Source organism: Aeromonas sp. QDB03 (assembly GCF_027707985.1).
Taxonomy (GTDB): domain Bacteria; phylum Pseudomonadota; class Gammaproteobacteria; order Enterobacterales; family Aeromonadaceae; genus Aeromonas; species Aeromonas hydrophila.
The window spans coordinates 274,521-294,077 of sequence record NZ_JAPCJG010000002.1; the positions used below are offsets into that span (position 1 = coordinate 274,521).

22 protein-coding genes are annotated in these 19,557 nt (G+C 64.1%); 4 read left to right on the forward strand and 18 right to left on the reverse strand.

Features of this window, described 5'->3' with window-relative positions; genetic code table 11:
• Nucleotides 1-20: 20 nt before the first annotated feature.
• The 3 genes from PG900_RS05985 to PG900_RS05995 form a co-directional block, all read right to left on the reverse strand.
• Nucleotides 21-1,142: an adenosylhomocysteinase gene (locus PG900_RS05985; protein WP_226033293.1), complete on the reverse strand. Its 1,122-nt coding sequence runs from the start codon at nt 1,140-1,142 to the stop codon at nt 21-23.
• 186 nt (nt 1,143-1,328) lie between these two features.
• On the reverse strand, nt 1,329-2,066 hold the full coding sequence (locus PG900_RS05990) for a hypothetical protein (RefSeq protein ID WP_270831083.1): 738 nt from the start codon (nt 2,064-2,066) through the stop codon (nt 1,329-1,331).
• Nucleotides 2,066-2,626: a YceI family protein gene (locus PG900_RS05995; RefSeq protein ID WP_029303418.1), complete on the reverse strand. Its 561-nt coding sequence runs from the start codon at nt 2,624-2,626 to the stop codon at nt 2,066-2,068. The genes PG900_RS05990 and PG900_RS05995 overlap by 1 nt, the downstream gene beginning before the upstream one ends.
• Nucleotides 2,627-2,736: 110 nt before the next feature.
• Between PG900_RS05995 and PG900_RS06000 the strand changes: the two genes are divergently transcribed.
• Nucleotides 2,737-3,639: a LysR family transcriptional regulator gene (locus tag PG900_RS06000; protein WP_017409884.1), complete on the forward strand. Its 903-nt coding sequence runs from the start codon at nt 2,737-2,739 to the stop codon at nt 3,637-3,639.
• A 29-nt stretch (nt 3,640-3,668) separates the two neighbouring features.
• Here the strand turns inward: PG900_RS06000 and PG900_RS06005 are convergent, their stop codons facing one another.
• Nucleotides 3,669-4,085 carry a hypothetical protein gene (locus PG900_RS06005; RefSeq protein ID WP_270798467.1) on the reverse strand — a complete coding sequence of 139 codons (417 nt, stop codon included), beginning with the start codon at nt 4,083-4,085 and terminating at the stop codon, nt 3,669-3,671.
• Between the two features lie 66 nt (nt 4,086-4,151).
• Between PG900_RS06005 and PG900_RS06010 the strand changes: the two genes are divergently transcribed.
• Nucleotides 4,152-5,882, forward strand: coding sequence for a formate--tetrahydrofolate ligase (locus PG900_RS06010; protein WP_270798469.1), 1,731 nt, complete (start codon nt 4,152-4,154; stop codon nt 5,880-5,882).
• Between the two features lie 242 nt (nt 5,883-6,124).
• Here the strand turns inward: PG900_RS06010 and PG900_RS06015 are convergent, their stop codons facing one another.
• The gene (locus tag PG900_RS06015; protein ID WP_076359907.1) at nt 6,125-7,780 is read right to left on the reverse strand and encodes a methyl-accepting chemotaxis protein; all 1,656 of its coding nucleotides are present in this window, start codon (nt 7,778-7,780) and stop codon (nt 6,125-6,127) included.
• Between the two features lie 412 nt (nt 7,781-8,192).
• Nucleotides 8,193-8,849 (reverse strand): GTP cyclohydrolase I FolE, encoded by a 657-nt coding sequence (folE, locus tag PG900_RS06020; protein ID WP_011705496.1) that lies wholly within the window; start codon nt 8,847-8,849, stop codon nt 8,193-8,195.
• 305 nt (nt 8,850-9,154) lie between these two features.
• On the opposite strand from folE, the gene moeA reads away from it, so the two are divergent.
• Nucleotides 9,155-10,381, forward strand: a complete 1,227-nt coding sequence (moeA, locus tag PG900_RS06025; RefSeq protein ID WP_270798473.1) for a molybdopterin molybdotransferase MoeA — start codon at nt 9,155-9,157, stop codon at nt 10,379-10,381.
• Nucleotides 10,378-11,133, forward strand: coding sequence for a molybdopterin-synthase adenylyltransferase MoeB (gene moeB, locus PG900_RS06030; protein ID WP_270798475.1), 756 nt, complete (start codon nt 10,378-10,380; stop codon nt 11,131-11,133). Before moeA ends, moeB begins: the two co-directional genes overlap by 4 nt.
• 79 nt (nt 11,134-11,212) lie before the next feature.
• On the opposite strand, the gene PG900_RS06035 is transcribed toward moeB, so the two are convergent.
• From PG900_RS06035 to napG, 12 genes are all read right to left on the reverse strand, one after another.
• Nucleotides 11,213-11,989, reverse strand: coding sequence for an alpha/beta fold hydrolase (locus PG900_RS06035; RefSeq protein ID WP_162901982.1), 777 nt, complete (start codon nt 11,987-11,989; stop codon nt 11,213-11,215).
• A gap of 64 nt (nt 11,990-12,053) precedes the next feature.
• Nucleotides 12,054-13,130 (reverse strand): molybdenum ABC transporter ATP-binding protein, encoded by a 1,077-nt coding sequence (modC, locus tag PG900_RS06040; protein WP_270831084.1) that lies wholly within the window; start codon nt 13,128-13,130, stop codon nt 12,054-12,056.
• Nucleotides 13,127-13,807, reverse strand: a complete 681-nt coding sequence (gene modB, locus PG900_RS06045) for a molybdate ABC transporter permease subunit (RefSeq protein WP_016350259.1) — start codon at nt 13,805-13,807, stop codon at nt 13,127-13,129. The genes modC and modB overlap by 4 nt, the downstream gene beginning before the upstream one ends.
• A gap of 223 nt (nt 13,808-14,030) precedes the next feature.
• The gene (gene modA / locus PG900_RS06050; RefSeq protein ID WP_270831085.1) at nt 14,031-14,759 is read right to left on the reverse strand and encodes a molybdate ABC transporter substrate-binding protein; all 729 of its coding nucleotides are present in this window, start codon (nt 14,757-14,759) and stop codon (nt 14,031-14,033) included.
• 103 nt (nt 14,760-14,862) lie between these two features.
• Nucleotides 14,863-15,336, reverse strand: a complete 474-nt coding sequence (gene moaE / locus PG900_RS06055) for a molybdopterin synthase catalytic subunit MoaE (protein WP_011705489.1) — start codon at nt 15,334-15,336, stop codon at nt 14,863-14,865.
• Nucleotides 15,337-15,338: 2 nt separating this feature from the next.
• Nucleotides 15,339-15,584, reverse strand: coding sequence for a molybdopterin synthase sulfur carrier subunit (gene moaD / locus PG900_RS06060; protein ID WP_024943771.1), 246 nt, complete (start codon nt 15,582-15,584; stop codon nt 15,339-15,341).
• The gene (moaC, locus tag PG900_RS06065; RefSeq protein WP_011705487.1) at nt 15,581-16,105 is read right to left on the reverse strand and encodes a cyclic pyranopterin monophosphate synthase MoaC; all 525 of its coding nucleotides are present in this window, start codon (nt 16,103-16,105) and stop codon (nt 15,581-15,583) included. Before moaC ends, moaD begins: the two co-directional genes overlap by 4 nt.
• 9 nt (nt 16,106-16,114) lie before the next feature.
• Nucleotides 16,115-16,621 (reverse strand): molybdenum cofactor biosynthesis protein B, encoded by a 507-nt coding sequence (gene moaB, locus PG900_RS06070; RefSeq protein ID WP_011705486.1) that lies wholly within the window; start codon nt 16,619-16,621, stop codon nt 16,115-16,117.
• A 262-nt stretch (nt 16,622-16,883) separates the two neighbouring features.
• Complete coding sequence (locus PG900_RS06075; RefSeq protein ID WP_011705485.1) at nt 16,884-17,474, reverse strand: cytochrome c3 family protein; 591 nt, start codon at nt 17,472-17,474, stop codon at nt 16,884-16,886.
• An 11-nt stretch (nt 17,475-17,485) separates the two neighbouring features.
• Nucleotides 17,486-17,941 (reverse strand): nitrate reductase cytochrome c-type subunit, encoded by a 456-nt coding sequence (locus tag PG900_RS06080; protein WP_005299342.1) that lies wholly within the window; start codon nt 17,939-17,941, stop codon nt 17,486-17,488.
• Nucleotides 17,941-18,816, reverse strand: coding sequence for a quinol dehydrogenase ferredoxin subunit NapH (gene napH, locus PG900_RS06085; RefSeq protein WP_270831086.1), 876 nt, complete (start codon nt 18,814-18,816; stop codon nt 17,941-17,943). The genes PG900_RS06080 and napH overlap by 1 nt, the downstream gene beginning before the upstream one ends.
• The gene (gene napG, locus PG900_RS06090) at nt 18,813-19,547 is read right to left on the reverse strand and encodes a ferredoxin-type protein NapG (protein WP_029303430.1); all 735 of its coding nucleotides are present in this window, start codon (nt 19,545-19,547) and stop codon (nt 18,813-18,815) included. Before napG ends, napH begins: the two co-directional genes overlap by 4 nt.
• Nucleotides 19,548-19,557: the final 10 nt, after the last annotated feature.

The window sequence follows — 19,557 nt, forward strand, 5'->3', positions numbered from 1 at the left end:
GGCGGCTAAGAAAAAGGCACTCACTGGGCGACCCCGTGGAAGTCGGCCAGCCAGTGGCGGGCAATGGTGCGCATGGTCGACTGCGGCAGGTCGAACAGACCGGGGGCCAGCGGCTGCAACGCCAGCTGACGCACCCCTTCGATGATCTCCGCCAGCACCAGATAGACATATTCGCCGATGACGGCGCCGTGGACGAAGTTGACCGCCTCGCCCCGGTTTAGCAGGAAGATGGTGCTGCCGTCGGGGCGGGTCAGTGCCAGCACGTGGGGGCACACCTCCTCGCTCGGCCAGGGTAGCTGTGAGAGGCAGAACGCAAACTCGTCGTCCGCCGAGGTGACCGAGGCGACCATGGTGCCGGGGCGCAGCTGCTGCAGATCCGCCAAGTCCAGCGCCCCGTTGCCGGTGGAGCAGATCACTAGCTCGGCCCGACCGAGGGCTTCGGCCTTGCCCACCAGCTTGAAGCCGTGGGAGAGCGCCTCCACCTGGCGCAGCACGTCGGTCTCCACCAGCTCCAGGTGCAGATTGCGGCACCTGAGCTCGCGGGCGATGCTGCGGCCCACCTTGCCGTAGCCGAACAGGGCGGCCTGGCAGACATTGAAGGTACGGTTGAGGGTGCGGGCCAGGGATTCGGCGGAGTAGACCACGCTCAGGCCAATCTGGATATCCTCGGCCTGCTTGAGGGGGCTGCGCGCCACCGAGATGACCGGGGTGGCCAGCACCTCCTGCTCGTAGCGCTGATGGCCGTTTTCGGTCATCTCCACCACCCCGAGGAAACGGGGGCCGAAATACTCGCTGAGGGTGACCTGGGTCTTGGCGAAATAGCCCCCGATATCGAGGATGATCAGCCGCTCATGGGGCGCCACCAGCGGGGCTATGTGCTCGATCACCCCCTGCGGGGTGTTGGTCCACTGGCGATTGAGGGGCAGTACCGGGTAGTGTTGCTGGGCCCAGGTCAGGGTCGGTCCATGCACCGACTTGGGTTTGGGCAGGATGGCGCCGATCCGCCCGATCTGATCGAGGGCCTGGATAAACTGGGGGCGATCGGGAAGCAGATGGGTAACCAGCAGGATGCAGAGCCCGTCGAGACGTCCCTGCTCGGTGAAATGGCGAAAAAACAGATGCTCAGATCCTTGACTGCGCAACTGTGGCCTCCTTAGCGCGCCGCAAACAAGCAGGCAAACAGAACCCGGTCAGACCGGGTTCTGTGTGTGTCCAGATAATTGAAAATCCTTTTTATCTGAAAGCACTATGGGGCTCAATCTTTATCTGTGCAGACTATGACGAAGTCGGCAACTTTCGGGTTAATTGTCTGTTTTTTATGCTAAAAATCAGTACAACGAGGCTTCCGGCCACACCTTCCAGAGGCTGAGTCCGGCCCCCACGCCCGCCAGCAGGATCAATACGAACCAGCGCTGGATCCAGGGCTTGCTGCGCAAGGTCCACTCCAGCAGCGGCAGCAGCCAGACCGGCAGCAGCACCAGCAGCGGCACTTCCACGTATTGCCAGGCGAGCATCTGCACAAAGGCCAGCGCCAATCCGAGCGCCGCGGGCGCCACCTGGCTGCCGGCAAAGGCCCCGAGCAGGGCACGGAAACCGGCGAACGCCGCCAGCGCGCCGGCCAGCTGGGCAATCAGCAGGCTGCCGTCGATGCCGATCACCTGCGCCAGCCAGATGAAGCCGAGGGCAAAGCCGAGCCCCTCACGGCTGTCACCACGCAGCCCGGTCCATCCCAGCCAGGCGATGGCAGGCAGCAACGCCAGCCAGATGGCAGGCTCGCTCGCCAGCACAGAGGCCAGCCCCTGCCACCACACCAGCGCCCCCAGAGCGGCAAACAGCGCAAGTGCCGCCCGCTGGTCAGCCAGCTGCGCCGCCAGGGCGGGCACCAGCAGAGTCAGTGGCAGCCACTGCCACGCCTTGACCGGCAGCCCGTAGGCACCGCCCAGCAGACAGCCCACCAACCAGAGCGCCAGGGCGCCCCACAGATACCCCAGCCGCGGCCAGCGCCACGACAGCAAAGCGGCTCCCAAAGGAGCCGCCAGGGTTTGCAGCAGGAGTGCCGCGCCCATTACTTGCGCACGCCTTCGACGAACAGATTGATGCTCATCTCGTCAGGGATGTTCGGCACCATGTAGTTCACGCCAAAGTCGCTGCGCTTGATGGTGGTGGTGGCGTTGAAGCCGCTGCGGTAGCCACCCCAGGGATCCTTGCCTTCACCGATGTGGACCAGCTCGAAGGCCACTTCCTTGGAGACGCCGTGCAGGGTCAGGGTGCCTTTCAGTACGCCCTTATCCTTGGTGCCCTCGTAGCCGGAGCTGACGAAGGTCATCTTGGGGAACTGCTTCACGTCGAGGAAATCGGGGCTGCGCAGGTGTTTGTCGCGCGGCTCGTGGTTGGAGTCCACGCTGGCGGCATCGATCTCGAAGCTCGCCTTGGCCGCCGCCGGGTTGGCGTCGTCCATGCTGAAGGTGCCGCTGAAGGTATTGAAACGGCCCACCAGTTCGGAGAAGCCGAGGTGACCCACCTTGAACTGCACCGTGGTGTGCGCCGCATCGACGTCGTAATCGGCTGCCATCAGGGGAGCCGCCATAAACAGGCAGGAGGCCAGCAGGGCCTTGGTCATTTTCATCCGTTCGTTCCTTCATATTGGGGGTTCACAACAACAGCCAAGATGCTAACCTCCATATCGGAATAGATAATCAGCGATTTATTAAAATAATTATCAACTGAGAGTGAAAGATGGACCAGATAGCCGCCATGCGCACCTTCATCAAGGTGGTGGAGTGTCAAAGTTTTACCAAGGCCGCCAACCAGCTCGGCATCTCGGTCGCCATGACCTCCAAGCTGATGCAGCAGCTGGAGGAGTCGCTCTCCACCCGGCTGCTGTCGCGCACCACCCGCCAGGTGAACCCCACCGAGGCCGGCCAGTTCTACTACCAGCGCTCCCAGGCGCTGCTGGCGGAACTCGAAGAGACCCACAGCCAGCTGACCCGCAACAACCAGCAGCCCCAGGGCACCCTCAAGCTGTCGGTGCCGATGGATTTTGGCTACCTGCACCTCTCACCCGCCCTGCCGCTGTTTCGTGAACGCTACCCGGATCTGAAGCTGGAGATAGAGTACAGCGACCGACGGGTGGCGCTGGTGGAAGAGGGGTTCGATCTGGCGCTGCGCATCGGCAACCTGCCGGACTCCTCCCTGGTGGCCAAGCCGCTGGCCATGATGCGGCTGGAGGTATGTGCCAGCCCGGCCTATCTGGCACGCCGAGGCACGCCGAGCACCCCGGAGGATCTCAAGCAGCACGACTGCCTGCTCTACACCCTGACCCAGCCGGACTGGGTGTTCAAACGGGATGGCGAGCAGCTGAGCGTGCGCCCGCAGGGGCCGCTGCGGGCCAACAACGGGGTGGCCCTGACCCGGGCGGCCTGCGACGATCAGGGCATCATACTGCAGCCCACCTTCATCGTCGGCGATGCGCTGCGCTCCGGCGCCCTGGTGTCACTGCTGCCGGAGTGGGAGAAGGGGCAGGTGGGGCTCTATGCCCTCTATCCGCACCGCCGTTTCGTCTCGGCCAAGGTGCGCTGTTTCATCGAATTCGTGCAGGAGCGCTATCTCGCCCCCCACTACTGGGATCGCAAGGCTTAAGACTTGCAGCGACCGAGGTGACGGGATAACTATGAGGCGACGCTATCGGCAGGCAGCGGCAGCTCGGCCACCAGCAGCAAGTCGCGCAGGCTCAGCTGCCAGCGCGGCAGGCGCTGGCGCAGGGTCGTCAGCTGCGCCTCGTCAAAGGCATAGGGCAGGGTGATGTGCAGGCAGTGGCAATCGAGCATGCCGGCCAGCTGCAGGGTCAGGATGAGATTGGCTTCGTCGGTCTTGTGCTTGTTGATGCGCTTGCCCAGTTCATGGCGAAAGTGGGTCTCGGGATCCTGGGTCATCGCCTGCCAGCCATAACCAAACAGCGGGATGAAGGCGCTGACGACCCCCAGCGCGGTCAACGGCTGTTTGGGCGGGTGATAGAGGGTGTTGAGATCCAGCTCGATGGGCGTTAGATGCAGCTCACGATTGCCGGACAAAATATTATTACTCATTGGATAACCCTGTTGATTCCACTAGACTGCGCCGCATATTTGACCTGACATGCCAACGAGGTGCTGATGCTAAGCGATATCGAGATCTCCCGCCAGTCCCCCCGTCTCTCCATTCACGCGCTGGCCGAACGCCTCGCCATCCCTTCGCACCAGCTCCATCCTTACGGTCACTACAAGGGCAAACTCAGCCTCGAGCTGCTCAAGTCTCTCCCCAAACCGGCGGGCAAGCTGGTGCTGGTGAGCGCCATCACTCCCACCCCGCTTGGCGAGGGCAAGACGGTGACCACCCTCGGCCTCTCCATGGGGCTCAACCATATCGGCCAGCCCAGCATCGCCACCATCCGCCAGCCGAGCCTGGGCCCGGTGTTCGGGGTCAAGGGGGGCGCCGCCGGTGGCGGTCACGCCCAGGTGGTGCCGATGGAGGAGATGAACCTGCACCTCACCGGTGACTTTCACGCCCTCACCGCCGCCCACAACCTGGCGGCGGCGGCCCTCGATGCCCGCCTGTTCCATGAGCGCAAACTCGGTGACCAGTTCAGCACCAGAACCGGCCTGCAGCGCCTCGATATCGACCCGGCCAACATCCTCTGGCCGCGCACCCTCGACATGAACGACCGCGCCCTGCGCCACCTCACGATTGGACAGGGGGGCGCCGCCGATGGCGTCGAGCGCCAGGATCGCTTCGTCATCACCGCCGCCTCCGAGCTGATGGCCATTCTGGCGCTGGCGAGCGATCTGAAAGACCTGCGCCAGCGCATCGGCCGCATCCAGCTGGCCCGCGACCTGCACGGCAAACCCATCACCGCCGAGCAGCTGGAAGTGGCGGGCGCCATGACGGTGCTGCTCAAAGAGGCCCTGCAGCCGACCCTGATGCAGACCACCGAGCAGACCCCGGTGCTGGTGCACGCCGGCCCCTTTGCCAACATCGCCCACGGCAACTCCTCGGTGATCGCCGATCGCATGGCCCTCGGCCTCACCGATTACGTGGTGACCGAGGCGGGTTTTGGCTCCGACATGGGGCTGGAGAAGTTCTTCAACATCAAGCATCGCCAGTCCGGCATCACGCCGGCCTGCGTGGTGCTGGTGGCGACGGTGCGCGGCCTCAAGGCCAACAGCGGCCTGCTCGACATTCGGCCGGGTCAGCCGCTGCCGGAAAGCCTGCTGCGCGAGGATCTGCCGACCCTTGAGCAGGGCTGCGCCAACCTCGGCTGGCACATCGCCAATGCCCGCCGCTACGGGGTGCCGGTGGTGGTCGCCATCAACCGCTTCCCCACCGACAGCGAGGCCGAGCTGGCCCTGCTGGCCCGCGCGGCGATGCGGGCCGGCGCTTGTGGCAGCGCCATCTCCAGCGCCTTTACCCAGGGTGGGGCCGGTGCCAGCGAGCTGGCCCAGGCCGTGGTGGCCGCCTGTGAGCAACCGGGCAAGGTCAAACTGCTCTACCCCGACGAGATGAGCCTGGACGCCAAGCTGGCAACCCTGGTGGAGTGCGGTTATGGCGGGCGCGGCGTGCAGCTCTCTGAGCGCGCGCGCCGCCAGTTGGCGCAACTCTCTGCCGAAGGATGGGATCACTTGCCGGTCTGCGTGGCCAAGACGCCGCTCTCCATCAGCCATGACCCCGCCCTCAAGGGGGTGCCGACGGACTTCGAGGTGCCCATCGAGGAGGTGAAGCTGTGCGCCGGTGCCGGCTTCGTCTATGCCCTGGCGGGCCCCATCATGACCATGCCGGGCCTTGGCAGCCTGCCGGCCTACCGTCATATCGATATCGACGATAACGGCGATATCGTCGGCCTGAGCTGATGGTTGATGGTGAGTGCCAGCTGCAGGCCAAGCCACCGCCTCGACAGCCTGCCACCGGTTACCGCCATATCAATATCGATGAAGATGGCGAGATAGTCGGCCTGAGCTAAATGGTCGGATAAAGGGTCTGGCGCCGGCCGATGGCGCTGCGCTCATCGACCCTGCGATCAACAAACCTGCCAGAAACAACAAGGCCCCGCCGATTGGCGGGGCCTTCTGTTATCTGTGACCAAGGGTCAGCCTTAGAGGGTAAAACGCTGGGTCATATGGTGCAGCGTATTGGCCAGCTTGCTCAGCTCCACGCAGGCCTGGGCGGTCTGCTGGGCCCCCAGGGCGTTCTCGTCGGCCGCATTGTGGATATTGACGATGCTGCGGTTGAGCTCCTCCGTCACCGCGTTTTGCTCCTCGGTGGCGGTGGCGATCAGGGTGTTCATGTCAGTGATCTGGGTGACGGCACCGTTGATGGTGTCGATGCTGCTGCCCGCTTCCCGGGCCAGCCCCACGCTCTCCTGCATCTGCTGGCGACTCAGCTGCATGGCGCTGCCCGCCTCGGCGGTGCGCTCCTGCAACACCTCGATCATCTTGCTGATCTCGGCGGTGGAGTTCTGGGTGCGCTGGGCCAGGGAGCGCACCTCGTCGGCAACGACCGCAAAGCCACGACCCTGCTCGCCGGCACGGGCCGCCTCAATGGCCGCGTTGAGCGCCAGCAGGTTGGTCTGCTCGGCGATACCGCGAATGACGTCCAGTACCATGCTGATGTTGTTGCTGTCCTGCTCCAGCTGCTGCACCACGGCACCCGCCTGCTCAATCTTGACCGACACCTCCTCGATGCTGCTGATGGCGCTGCGCACCACCTGGTTGCCCTGGGTCGAGGTGCGGGAGGCATCCTTGGCCGCACTCATGGCGTCCGTGGTGTTGCGGGCCACCTCGTTGACGGTGGACTGCATCTCGTTCATGGCGGTGGCGACCTGAGAAACCTCGCTCTGCTGGCGAGCCATGCCGGTGGCGGATTGCTCGGAGATGGCGCTCACCTCCTCCACCGCGCTGCTGAGCTGGCTCACCGAGCCGGCGATCTCGCTCACCAGATCCGCAAGCGCACCCTGCATGCGATCGATGGCTGCGCCGAGCTGGCCCAGCTCGTCACGCTTGAAGCGACTGCCGCGGATCCACTCCTGCAGTTCGCCCTTGCCCAGATCACCGCTCGCGATGCGCTGCGCCTGACGGGCCAGCATCACCAAGGGATCGCGGATCTGGCGGGTCAGCACGGTGGAGAGCACGCCCGCCAGCCCCAGACCCAGCAGCAGGGCGATGATGATGCTCAGCTTGGCGCTGTCAAACGCCTCCACCACCTGGGCACGAGAGTTGACGGAGTAGCCATGGTTGATGCGGATCAGATCCGCCACCGACTTGGCCAGATTGGTATAGAGGGTGACCCCCTCGCTCATGAACAGCTGCTGGGCCTCGGCCAGCTGACCGCCATCCTGCATCAACCGCACCCGCTGGTGCAGGGCAACGTACTTGTCCCAATCCTGCTTGACGATATCGAAGGTGCGACGCTCCTCCACATCCTCTGCCCAGATGGTGGCGTCGTGGGCTTTGACCTGCCGGGCAACCTCTTGCAGGCTCTGCTCGCTGAGATCCCGATAGTGGGCCCGTTGCTGCGGGTCGGCCGCCACCAGAAACACATCCAGTTCATAGCGGCGCAGGGTGTTGATGGTCTCACCCAGGGTGCTGGTGCGCACCACGGCGGGCAATATGCTGTCGGTAAAGCCGATGGCCGCCCGGTTCATGTTGCCGAACTGCAGCAACGAGAAGCCGCCGATGAAGGCCATCATCAGGCCGAGCACGGCAAAGCCGGCGGTGAGTTTCTTGCCAATGGTCATGGTACTGGTATTCATGGCATGTCCTGGATATGAGTGAACAGATAACGCTCGTCTGGACCGTAGCGATACGATCCGCGGTCACCGCCTCCATGGCGGCTCATCCAGCCTTGATGAATCTATGTCCTTGCATGAACGAGGCGAACAGTGTTGCCAAAGTGCCGAGCTGCCCAAGCGCCGAGCCCAAGCCACAATGACACATGGCAGGGAAACGGCAGCAAGACCCCGGTCGAGAGAGCCGCCGGAACAGGCACCTTGCTGGCTTGGGTGCACTCCCCAGGAGCGCACCCAAGCCATGAAACGATATATCGACCGGGCCTGCCAATCCCTTGAGGAAAATCGTCGGGGCAATCGGCGGGCAGTCAGGAGAAGGAAAAAAGGGGGAAAAAGCGAGGAGACATGCCGCCGCGGCGGCACGTCTCCGGGCAGATCAGCGCTTCAGGCCGGCCAGGAATTCGGCACGGGTATCGGGCTGGGTCTTGAACACCCCACCGAGGGAGGTGGTGGTGGTGTAGGAGGTGGAGTCCATCACGCCGCGGGCCTTCACGCAGAAGTGGGTCGCCTTGATGCTGATGGCCACATCCTTGGTGCCGAGCAGGGTCTGCAGCGCCAGCAAGATCTGCTGGGTCAGTCGCTCCTGCACCTGGGGACGGCGGGCAAAGAACTGCACGATGCGGTTGATCTTGGAGAGCCCGATCACCTTGCCACGGGGGATGTAGGCCACGTGGGCCAACCCGTCGATGGTGACGAAGTGGTGCTCGCAGGTGCTGGTGAGGCTGATGTCCCGCACCATGATCATCTCGTCCACCTTCATCTTGTTCTCGATCACCGTCACCTTGGGGAAGGTGGCGTAATCGAGGCCGGAGAAGATCTCGTTGACGTACATCTTGGCGATGCGGTGCGGCGTCTCCGCCAGACTGTCATCGGCCAGATCCAGCCCCAGCGTCTCCATGATGGCGCGCATGTGACCTTCGATCTTCTCCCGCTTCTGCTGACCGTCCAGTGCATTGGCCACCAGAGGTGTTTCGAGGCCCTCGGCCTCGAGGGCGGCCCTGACCAACAGGGCTTCCCGACTTAAGCTCGTCATCTTGTTCCTCTCCCACGCTCAGGGACTGTGATGGCCGCCTTGTCTATGACGGCATTCTGTTTTGGCGCAATAGTAAACGGCGATTATTGTCATAATTCAAGCTAACTCAAGCCTGTTCCCTGACTTTATGCCAATCCGGCGAATTTTACCCCGCCGGCGCTCCCCATACGGGGGTACCCTTTCGCTCCGGTCGCAGCCTATCTGTGCAGCCAGTCGGTTTTATCCCGCTGCAACCTGCCCATCCAGCTGGATTTTTGGGATAATCCGCCCTCTACTCCCCCTCCATCACACAATGAGGTCATGACATGGGATTTGATACCAGCGGACTACTCCCCCTGAGCGACGCCCTGCAGGGCATGCTGGCACAGCTTGACGGCTGCTGCGACAGCGAACAGCTGCCCCTGCCAGAGGCCCTTGGCCGGGTACTCGCCATGGATATCGCCTCCCCTCTCTCCGTGCCTCCGTTCGACAACTCCGCCATGGATGGTTACGCGGTGCGGCTGGCGGATCTCGCTGGCGGCGCCCCCCTCATCATGGCGGGCAAAGCCTTCGCCGGTCAGCCCTATCAGGGTGAGTGGCCCGCCGGCCACTGCGTGCGCATCATGACCGGCGCCCCGGTACCGGCCGGGACGGATGCGGTGGTGATGCAGGAAGAAACGCAGGCCGACGGCGACAGGATCACCTTTTTGACCACGCCGGTGCCCGGCCAGAACATTCGCCGCCGCGGCGAAGACATCCGCGAGGGCGCCAGCGTGCTCGCGGCCGGTACTCGCCTCACCGCCCGGGAGATGCCGCTGCTGGCCTCCCTCGGCATTGCCAGCGTGTCGGTACGTCGGCCGCTAAAAGTGGCCATCTTCAGTACCGGTGACGAGCTCAAGCCGGTCGGCACTCCCCTCGCCCACGGCGACATCTACGACTCCAACCGCTACGGCGTGCGAGCCATGCTGGATCGCATGGGCTGTGATTGCCTCGACCTTGGCATCATCCCGGACGATCCGGCCCAGCTGCGCGCTGCCTTTCTGAAGGCCGATCGCGAGGCCGACGCCCTCATCACCACCGGCGGCGTCTCGGTGGGGGAAGCGGACTTCACCAAACAGCTGCTGGAGGAGCTCGGCGAAATAGGCTTCTGGAAGCTCGCCATCAAGCCGGGCAAGCCGTTTGCCTTCGGTCGCCTGCCCCACGCCTGGTTCTTCGGCCTGCCGGGCAACCCGGTCTCCGCCATGGTCACCTTCGATCAGCTGGTGCAACCGGCGCTGGCCAAGCTGGCCGGCCAACGCTTCGAGCGCCCGCTCCAGCTCAACGCCATCGCGGCCGAGCCGCTCAAGAAGGCGCCGGGCCGGCTCGACTTTCAGCGCGGCATCCTGACTCAGGGGCCAAACGGCCTGGAGGTGCGCAGCACCGGCTCGCAGGACTCCGCCGTGTTCAGCTCCCTGTCGCGCGCCAACTGTTACATCGTCCTTGAGCGCGAGCGGGGTCGTGTCGCGGCAGGCGAGACGGTCACCGTCGAACCGTTCGGGGGATTGCTGCTATGAGCGAGATCCTGAGCGATGCCGAGCTCTTGCGCTACAACCGCCAGATCATCCTCAAATCCTTCGACTTCGAGGGGCAGGAGGCGCTCAAGCAGGCCAGGGTGCTGGTGATCGGCGCCGGCGGCCTCGGCTGCGCCGCCAGCCAGTATCTGGCGGTGGCCGGGGTCGGCCAGCTCACCCTGGTCGATTTCGATCGGGTGGAGCTCTCCAACCTGCAGCGCCAGGTGCTGCACACCGATGAGCGCATCGGCCACTACAAGGTGGACTCCGCAGCCCAGTCCCTGCGCGCCCTCAACCCCTGGCTCAACGTGGAGACCCACGCCGCCGTGGCCGACGAGACGCTGCTCGATGCCCTGTTGCCACGCCACCAGCTGGTATTGGATTGCACCGACAACCTGGCCATTCGCAACCTGCTCAACCAAAAAGCCCGCCAGCACGGCGTGCCGCTGGTCAGCGGCGCCGCCATCCGGCTGGAGGGACAAGTCTGCAGTTTCACCTGGCAGGAAGGGGAACCCTGCTACGCCTGCCTCAGCGCCCTGTTTGGCGAGCAGGCCCTGACTTGCGTCGAGGCGGGAGTGCTCGCCCCCGTAGTGGGACTGGTGGGCAGCCTGCAGGCGCTCGAAGCCATCAAGCTCTTGGCGGGGATGGGCCGCAGTTACAGTGGTCGCCTGCTGATGATCGACGGCCTTGGCGGCACCTTTCGCGAGATGAAGCTGCCAAAACGCCCCGACTGCCCGGTCTGCTCGCACGGGTGAATCACCCCAGCGAGCCTTTGCACTAACAAAAAGCCGACCCCTGAGTCGGCTTTTTTATCCACCTTTACTACCTCCCCCCTCAATGGGTTGAGAGGATCCGCTGCAACAAATGATTGAAGCCGGAGGGATCTTCCGCCGGCCAGGCGTGGTGGCCGTTGGGGGTGTGGATGGTGGCGTTGGGCAGGGAGGCGAACTGCTCCACCCGCTTGGCCAGCGGCAGATAGTCGTGACTGGTGGAGATGATGGCCACCGGCTGCCAGATGTTGCCGAGCCGGGCGCGCACCGACCAGCCGGGCAGTGCCTCCAGCAGCGCCTTGTAGGTTTTCTTCTTGTTGCGCACGAAACGCAGCCGGAAGGTGTGACGCACCTGGGCAAGGTCGGGGCCGGGAAAGAGCTCGCGGCCAAGCCACCAGGCGAGCGGCCGCAGGCCGAACCAGCGCAGCCACTTGAGGCGCTGGGCAAAGCGCTCCTGCTCTTTTGGCGTCTCCAGCAGAAATTCGCTGAAGCCGTTGACCAGCACCAGCCCCTGCACCTTGTGGGGCAGTTGCAGTGCCAGCTCCAGCGCCACCATGGCCCCCAATGACAATCCCACCACCCAGGCGGGCTCAGGCTGTTCGTCCAGCCAGTTCACCACGTCCGCCGCCAGGGTCGTCACATCGAACGGCCCCTCCTGCATGCTCTGTCCGTGGCCGCGCAGATCCAGCGCCACCACCCGGTAGTGCTCGGAAAAGCGTTCGATCTGCGCCTGCCAGTCGAGGCTGGAGGAGCCCAGCCCGTGCAGCAGCAACAACAAGGGGCCCTCCCCCGCGCTGCGCAGGGCAAGACCGTTGGATTTCATCACCTGATTGCGGCGCATCAGTTCATTGCCTCTCGACTCATCCGCTGAACCATCCTGATTTTCTGCCTCTTCTGCAATCCACTCAACCCTCGCTGACCAGGCTCACCGCCTTGATGTAGGCGTAGATCTGCTGGTTCGGGGCGAGTGCCAGCCGTCTGGCGGAGCGGCTGGTGATCCGGGCCAGCAGTATCTGCTGACCCAGCGCCAACTGCAACAGGGTCTGACCTGGGCGCACTTCGCGTTCGGCCAACAATCGAGTGGTGAGACAGTTGGAGAGGCTGGAGTGTTCGATGGGGGCGGTGGCGATCACCACGTCTCGCCCGGCCACCTTGATCTGCAAGGGGCCGCCATCATCCGGCACCTGGGTCATGGTGACCCGCAACTGCTGTTCGCCGAGCTGCAGGGTCGCCATCTGCTCGTCGTCATCGTAGTGAGAGAGGGTCGCCGCCAGCATCACCCCTGCGTCGTCGCGACTGGCGAGCGACAGGTCGGTGCGGGCGAAGATCTCGCTCGGCCGGCCTTGCGCCTCCACCCGGCCCTCCGCCAGCAGCACCAGCTGATCGCACAGCAGGCTCACCTCCTCCATGGCGTGGCTGACAAAGATCATCGGAATGCCGCTCTCCTGCTGCAAGCCCTTGAGCACATGGGCCTGGTGAATGCGGCTGCGCCTGTCCAGCGCAGAAAAAGGTTCATCCAGCAGCAGCAGATCAGGCTCGGCCAACAGAGCCCGGGCCAGTGCCACCCGCTGGCGCTGGCCGCCGGAGAGGCCGTGGGCCGGCTGGGGCAGCAGTTCGGCAAAGCCGAGCCGGGTCGCCAGCGCCTCGGGCTGCCAGCGCCCTCGCCCCTTGCGGGCCGCCAGTTGCAGGTTGCCGAGCACACTCAGATGGGGAAAGAGGCGCGAATCCTGAAACACCAGCCCGATGCGGCGCGCCTCGGGCAGCAGATCGCTCAGCGCCCTACCCTGCCAGTTCAACTTGTCGCCCGGCGCCCTGTCCAGCCCGGCGATGATGCGCAGCAGGCTGCTCTTGCCGCAGCCGGAGGGGCCAAACAGACCGAGAATGCCCCCCAGCTCCAGCGCCAGTTCACAGTCGAGGGTAAAGGCGCCGAACGCCCGCTTCGCCTTGAGCAGCAGCGGTTGCGCCTTGCGGGTGTTGCTCATCCGAACAGCCTCCGTTGCCGGCGCTGCAGCACGCCGTACACCAGCACCAGCATCACCAGCGAGAAGCCCATCAGGCCACCCGCCAGCAGGTGGGCATTTTGATAGTCCATCGTCTCTACATGATCAAACAGGGCGATGGAGAGCACCTGGGTTTCGCCGGGGATGTTGCCGCCAATCATCAGCACCACCCCGAACTCCCCCAGGGTGTGGGCAAAACCGAGCGCCGCCGCCATCACGAAGCTGGGCAGTGTCATCGGCAAGATGATGTGAAAGAAGCGCTCCACCGGCCCGAGCCCCAGGGTGGCGGCGGCCTCCAGCTCCTTGTTGCCCATGTTGACGAAGGCGGAGGTGAGAGGCTGCACCACGAAGGGAAGCGAGTAGAGGATGGAGGCGAGCAGCAGGCCGGTAAAACTGAACGCCAGCGGCGCCCCGAAGGTGTCGCGCCACCAGGCGCCCAGGCCATAAGAGGGGGAAAAGGCAAGCAGCAGATAGAAACCGAGCACCGTTGGCGGCAGCACCAGCGGCAGCGCCACCAGGGCCTCCACCACGGGTCTGAGCCTGTGCTGGCTGCGCGACAGCCACCAGGCCAACGGCGGCGAGAGCAGCAGCAGGATGGCGGTGGTGCTGGCTGCCAGTCTCAGGGTGAGCCAGACCGCCAGCAAATCCCCTTCACTCATCGGACTCACTCCCAACGGTAGATCCAGCACCAGACACGGCGAATAAGCCGCACTCCCGGTAGCGCTGATCCCGAGTGAGACAAGTCATCGCCAGCAGATCTCTTTCAATACTCATCGCCCACCTCCCGGGTGAATTCAGGCAACGGCATGGTGTACATCCTTATGGCAAAAGTGGGCCGACCCGAGGGCCGGCCACTCATCAGGCAGGTGTGTGATTGCGCCATCAGTGGGGCAGCGCATAACCCGCCGCCTTGATCTGTGCCTGACCCGGCCCCTTGAGCCAGGCTACCAGCGCCTCGACCGCCGCCCCTTTCTTCAATACCAGTCCCTGCTGTTCAATGGGCGGATAGAAGTCGGCCGGCACGGCCCAGGCTTCGCCGGTCTTGCCCGCTTCCACCAGGTTGGCCCAGGCGACGAAGCCCAGTTCGGCGTTGCCGGTGTCGACAAACTGCCAGGTCTGGCCGATGTTGGTGCCGGTCAGCAGGCGGTACTGCTTGGGATCAATCTTGAGATGGTCGAGGGTCGCCATGGCGGCGGTGCCGTAGGGAGCGGTTTTCGGGTTGGCGATGGCGAGATTGCCCTTCCAGCTGCGCAGGGTTGCCTCATCAGGAGCCGGCCCGCCCTTCTGCCACAGACCCAGCTGGCCGATGGCGTAGGTGAAACGCTCGCTGCCCTTGCCCTCCTGCTCCAGCTTCTGCGGGGTCTTCACGTCGGCGGAGAGGAAGAGATCGAACGGGGCGCCGTGGCTGATCTGGGTGTAGAGTACCCCGGTCGCGGCGGAGGAGATGGCCAGGGTGTGGCCGGTCTTGGCGGTGAACTCCTTGCCGATGCGCTCTATGGTGCCCTTGAAGTTGGCGGCCACGGCCACCTTGACCTCGTCGGCCTGCACGGCACCTGCCTGCAGCGCACTGGTGCAGACCCCGGCGATGACAACGGATAACAGCGGTTTCATTCCTTTACCTCCTGACTGGGGCCGCTTTTATGGATCCCCAGACAAGGGGGCGGCCCCGAAAACAGGGGCCGCGGCTCCCGATGAGCCAGCCCCCTTGAACAGGTCAAGCTTGCCAGCGGGCGGCGGCAGTGTTGTCGCTCTCCTTGGCCTCGACCCAGCGTTGTACCCCTTCGGCGGTCAGCTCTTTTTTCCAGAACGGCGCCCGGGTTTTCAAGAAATCCATGATGAAGTGACAGGCCTCGAAGGCCGCCTCGCGGTGGGCGCTGCTTACCACCACCAGCACGATCTGATCGCCGAGCAGCAGCTCGCCGATGCGGTGGATCAGGGTGCACTCCTGCAGGGGCCAGCGGCTGCGGGCCTCGGCCACTATGTCCGTCAGCGCCTTCTCGGTCATGCCGGGATAGTGCTCGAGGGCCAGCCCCTTCACCTGCTCCCCCTGATTGAAGTCGCGTACCTTGCCGACAAAGCTGACCACGGCGCCGGTGTCCTGCCGGGCAGCGAGGCGGGCATATTCGTCGGCCAGCGAGAAGTCATCCCGCTGCACCAGAATGCGATCGGTCATGGTTGCCTCGCTCATCCTTAACCTCCGGTCACCGGCGGGAAGAAGGCGACCTCATCGCCATCATGAAGGGGCGTATCCAGCGGCACCAGGGTCTGGTTGACCGCCACCAGCAGCTTGCCAGCCTCCAGCGCCAGCGCCCACTTGTCGCCGCGCTCGCTCAAGGCGCTGCGTAGCTGTTCGGCACTCGCGTAGTCGCACGGCAGGCTCAGCTCGTCGCAGGCCACCAGCTCTCTTACTTGCGCAAAAAAGAGTACCTTGATCATGCTTGCTCTCCGTCAGTCACACCCAGCTGAAAATGGCCGGACTTGCCGCCCTTTTTCTCCACTAGCCGCACCTGTTCGATCACCATGTCCTTTTGCACCGCCTTGCACATGTCGTAGATGGTCAGCGCCGCCACCGAGGCGGCGGTCAGTGCCTCCATCTCGACCCCGGTCTTGCCGGCCAGCTTGCAGAGGGTGCGAATGTGGACCCTATTTTGCTCCGCCTGGGGTTCTATCTCTACCTCCACCCGGGTAAGGGCCAGCGGATGGCAGAGGGGTATGAGATCCGAGGTCTTCTTGGCCGCCATGATGCCGGCGATGCGGGCGGTGGCGAACACGTCCCCCTTGTGGTGCTGACCGCTCAGGATCAGGGCCAGGGTTGCGGGGGCCATGGTGACAAACGCCTCGGCGCGAGCCTCACGCTCTGTCACCTGCTTGTCGGTCACATCCACCATGTGAGCTTCGCCGCTCTGGTTGAGATGGGTCAGGTTGGGCTGAGTCTGCTTGGGTTCAGTCGGGTTCATCAAAGGCCCTCAAAGATGGGAGACAAAGTTGCACGGCTTGGTGCGGGCATCGAGCTGGTCCTGGACAAGCTTCTCCCATCCCAGCTGGCAGGCACCGGGGGAGCCCGGCAGACAGCAGATCAGGGTGCGATTGGCCAGCCCGGCCAGTGCGCGGCTCTGCATGGCGGAGCCCTTGATTTCGGCAAAGGAGAGCTGGCGGAACAGTTCGCCAAAGCCCTGTACGGTGCGCTCGAACAGCACGCCGACCGCCTCCGGCACCCGGTTTTGTTCGTTGAAGCCGGTGCCGCCGTTGATGAGCACCACCTGCACCCCTTCATCGGCGATCCAGTCGCTCACCTGAGCGCGAATACGAAACAGATTGTCGGGGCAGAGCGCCCGGTCGGCCAGCACGTGGCCGGCATCGGTCAGGGCAGAAACCAGATAGTCGCCCGCACTGTCATCGGCGGCGGTACGGCTGTCGGAGACCGTCAGCACGGCGATCTTGAGGGGAATGAATGCGTTGTTTTTCTGTCCCATGGGCAGCTCCTGATGGCAAAGGACCGTGAGCAAAGAGAAGAAAAGTGGCCAGGATCCCGGCTGGCAGCGCTCGATTGCGAGGAGAGGCTCGTGTCCGTCAGGACCAAACCTTGACCAGTCGGTCACGCGCTGCGACTCACGGCGGGCCGATTCTACCAAAACTCGCGCCAGAGGGGGGATTAAAAGGGCGCACGGCGGCGCTTTTGCCCTGACCGGGCGGAATATGAACAGGCCGGGCGAACCCGGCCTGCATCAGGTGGGCTTAGAAGCCCTTCACGCCCGTCATGTCGGGCAGCTGGTGAGCGATACCCTTGTGACAGTCGATACAGGTGCTCTCGCCGCTGGCCAGACTGGTGGAGTGCATCTGGGCACCCCGCTTGCCTTGCAGGGAGAAATCCATGTATTCGAAGTTATGGCAGTTGCGACACTCCCTCGAATCCGTGTCCTTCATCCGCTTCCACTCCCGTTCGGCCATCTCGCGCCGGTGCGATTCGAACTTCTCGCGGGTATCCACCTTGCCGGTCAGCATGCCCCACAGCTCCTTGGACGCCTGCACCTTGCGAATGATCTTGTAGGTCCATTCATGCGGCACGTGGCAATCCGGGCAGCTGGCGCGCACGCCGGAACGGTTGGCGTAGTGGATGGTGTCGCGGTACTCCACGAACACGTTGTCCTTCATCTCGTGGCAACCGGTACAGAACTTCTCGGTGTTGGAGGCTTCCATGGCGGTGTTGAAACCGCCCCAGAAGATGACCCCGCCGAAGAATCCCATCAACAGCAGCACCCAGAGGGCGGCCTTCGAGGGAGACTTGAAGGTGGTCCACAGACGCTGCACAAAACCGGGTAATTTCATCTATGGGCTCCTCAGTTCAGCGCTTCAACTGGTTTAAACGTGTTTTCCACCAGCGGCTTGGCATCCGCTTGCGGCACGTGGCACTGCAGGCAGAAGTAGCGACGCGGCGAGACCTCGCCCAGGGTCATGCCGTCACGGGTCTCGAAGTGAGTCGGGCTGATCTTGGGGGCCTTCATGGCACTGGCGTTCTTGAAGCTGTGACAGGCCAGGCACTTGTTGACCTTGTTGTCCACTTCATAGTTGCGGGTGTCGTGGGGGATCAGCGGAGGCTGATGCATGTACTGGCGATCGTAGAGGTCACCATCCTTGCGAAAGTTCTTCATGGGGGCCGCATCGGCATCCGTCACCAGATCCGTGCTCCCCCGCTCCGATTTGATGCCCCCCGTGCTGTTGGTGATCTCGGGGACTGCCGCCATCAAGGAACCTGCCATCAGACAGGCCAGCATTGCTCCAATCAGCTTCTTCATTATGTGTTCTCCGACGTTTTCTCTGCCTTGACGGCAAAACCTACAGTGATTTCAAAAACTTGCTCCGCGCAGACATCGATGCAACGGCCGCAGTTGGTACACTCCTGAGCCACAATCAAGGGCCCGTGACCACGCTTGGCACCGTGAACGGGGCCGCGCAGGATGGGACGTTCCGGGCAGACTGCATAACAATCCATGCAGTTGCTGCACCGCTCGCGCCCCTTGGCAGAAATCTTGATGAACCCGACCCGGTTGACCAGGGCATAGAAGGCCCCCACCGGACAGAGGTGACCGCACCAGCCCCGCTCCACCACGAAGAGGTCGAACAGGAACAGCACCGCCAGCAATGCCCAGCCCGCCCCCATGCCAAACAACAGGCCGCGCAGGGTGAGCGACACCGGATTGACCAGCTCCCACACCAGTACACCGGCGATGGCCGGTGCCACCAACACCATGGCCAGCAACCAGTAGCGGGTGGTGCGGCTGAACTGACCGTTGCCCTTGAGGCCAAGTCGCCCCCTGAGCCAGGCCGCGGCATCGGTGACCAGGTTGACCGGACAGACCCAGGAGCAAAACACCCGTCCCCCGACCAGCCAGTAACCCAGCAGCACGATGACGGCCCCCAGCCAGAGGGTGGGGATGGGCCAATGGCCCGCCGCCAACGACTGCAGCAGGGTCAGCGGATCCGTGAGCGGCACAGTCTCCACCAACAGCGAGCTGGAGAGATTGCCCTTGAGGATCCAGATGCCCGCCAGCGGCCCCAGCAGGAACAGCGTGAGCACACCGAACTGGCAGAGCCGGCGCAGCAGCAGGAAGCGGTGTGACCGCCACCAGCCCAGCCTGGCCGTGGCCTCGGCTCCCGGATAACGACTCATAGCCCCTCCGGTTTGCGGGTCGGCAGGGTGAGCCTGTCACCGATGAGCGATTTGCCCGCCTTCGCCTTCTCTTCCCAGCCGAGCCGGTAGTGGTGGCCAATCTCCCCCTTGGCGAGCTGGCGAGGCACCACCTTGATGGCCGCCTCCTCCAGCACGCAGGCATGCTCGCACTTGCCGCAACCGGTGCAGACATCGCTGTGCACCGTGGGCAGGAACATGGCGTGCTTGCCGGTACGCTGGTTGTGCTGCAGCTCCAGGGTGATTGCCTTGTCGATCAGCGGACAAACCCGGTAGCAGACGTCGCAGCGCAGCCCCAGGTAGTTGAGGCAAGTCTCGTGATCGATGAGCACCGCCACTCCCATCCGCGCCTGATCGATGTCGGTCATGGTCTGATCCAGCGCCCCGCTCGGGCAGGCCACCACGCAGGGGATGTCTTCACACATCTCGCACGGGACGGCGCGCGCCTTGAAGTAGGGGGTGCCGGTGGTCACGGGTTCAAACAGCCGGGCGAGCTTGAGGGTGTCGTAGGGGCAGGCCTCGACGCAGAGCCCGCAGCGCACGCAGGCGCCGAGAAACTCAGCCTCGTCGAGGGCAGCCGGCGGGCGCAGCGCCTGGGCAGGCACGGCCTGCACCTGCTGGCGCGCCATGCCGCCGAGCCCCACGCCAAGCAGGCCCACACCGCAGGCCCCCTTGGCCATGTCGGCCAGAAACTGGCGCCGACTACGACTCATCTCGCGCTCC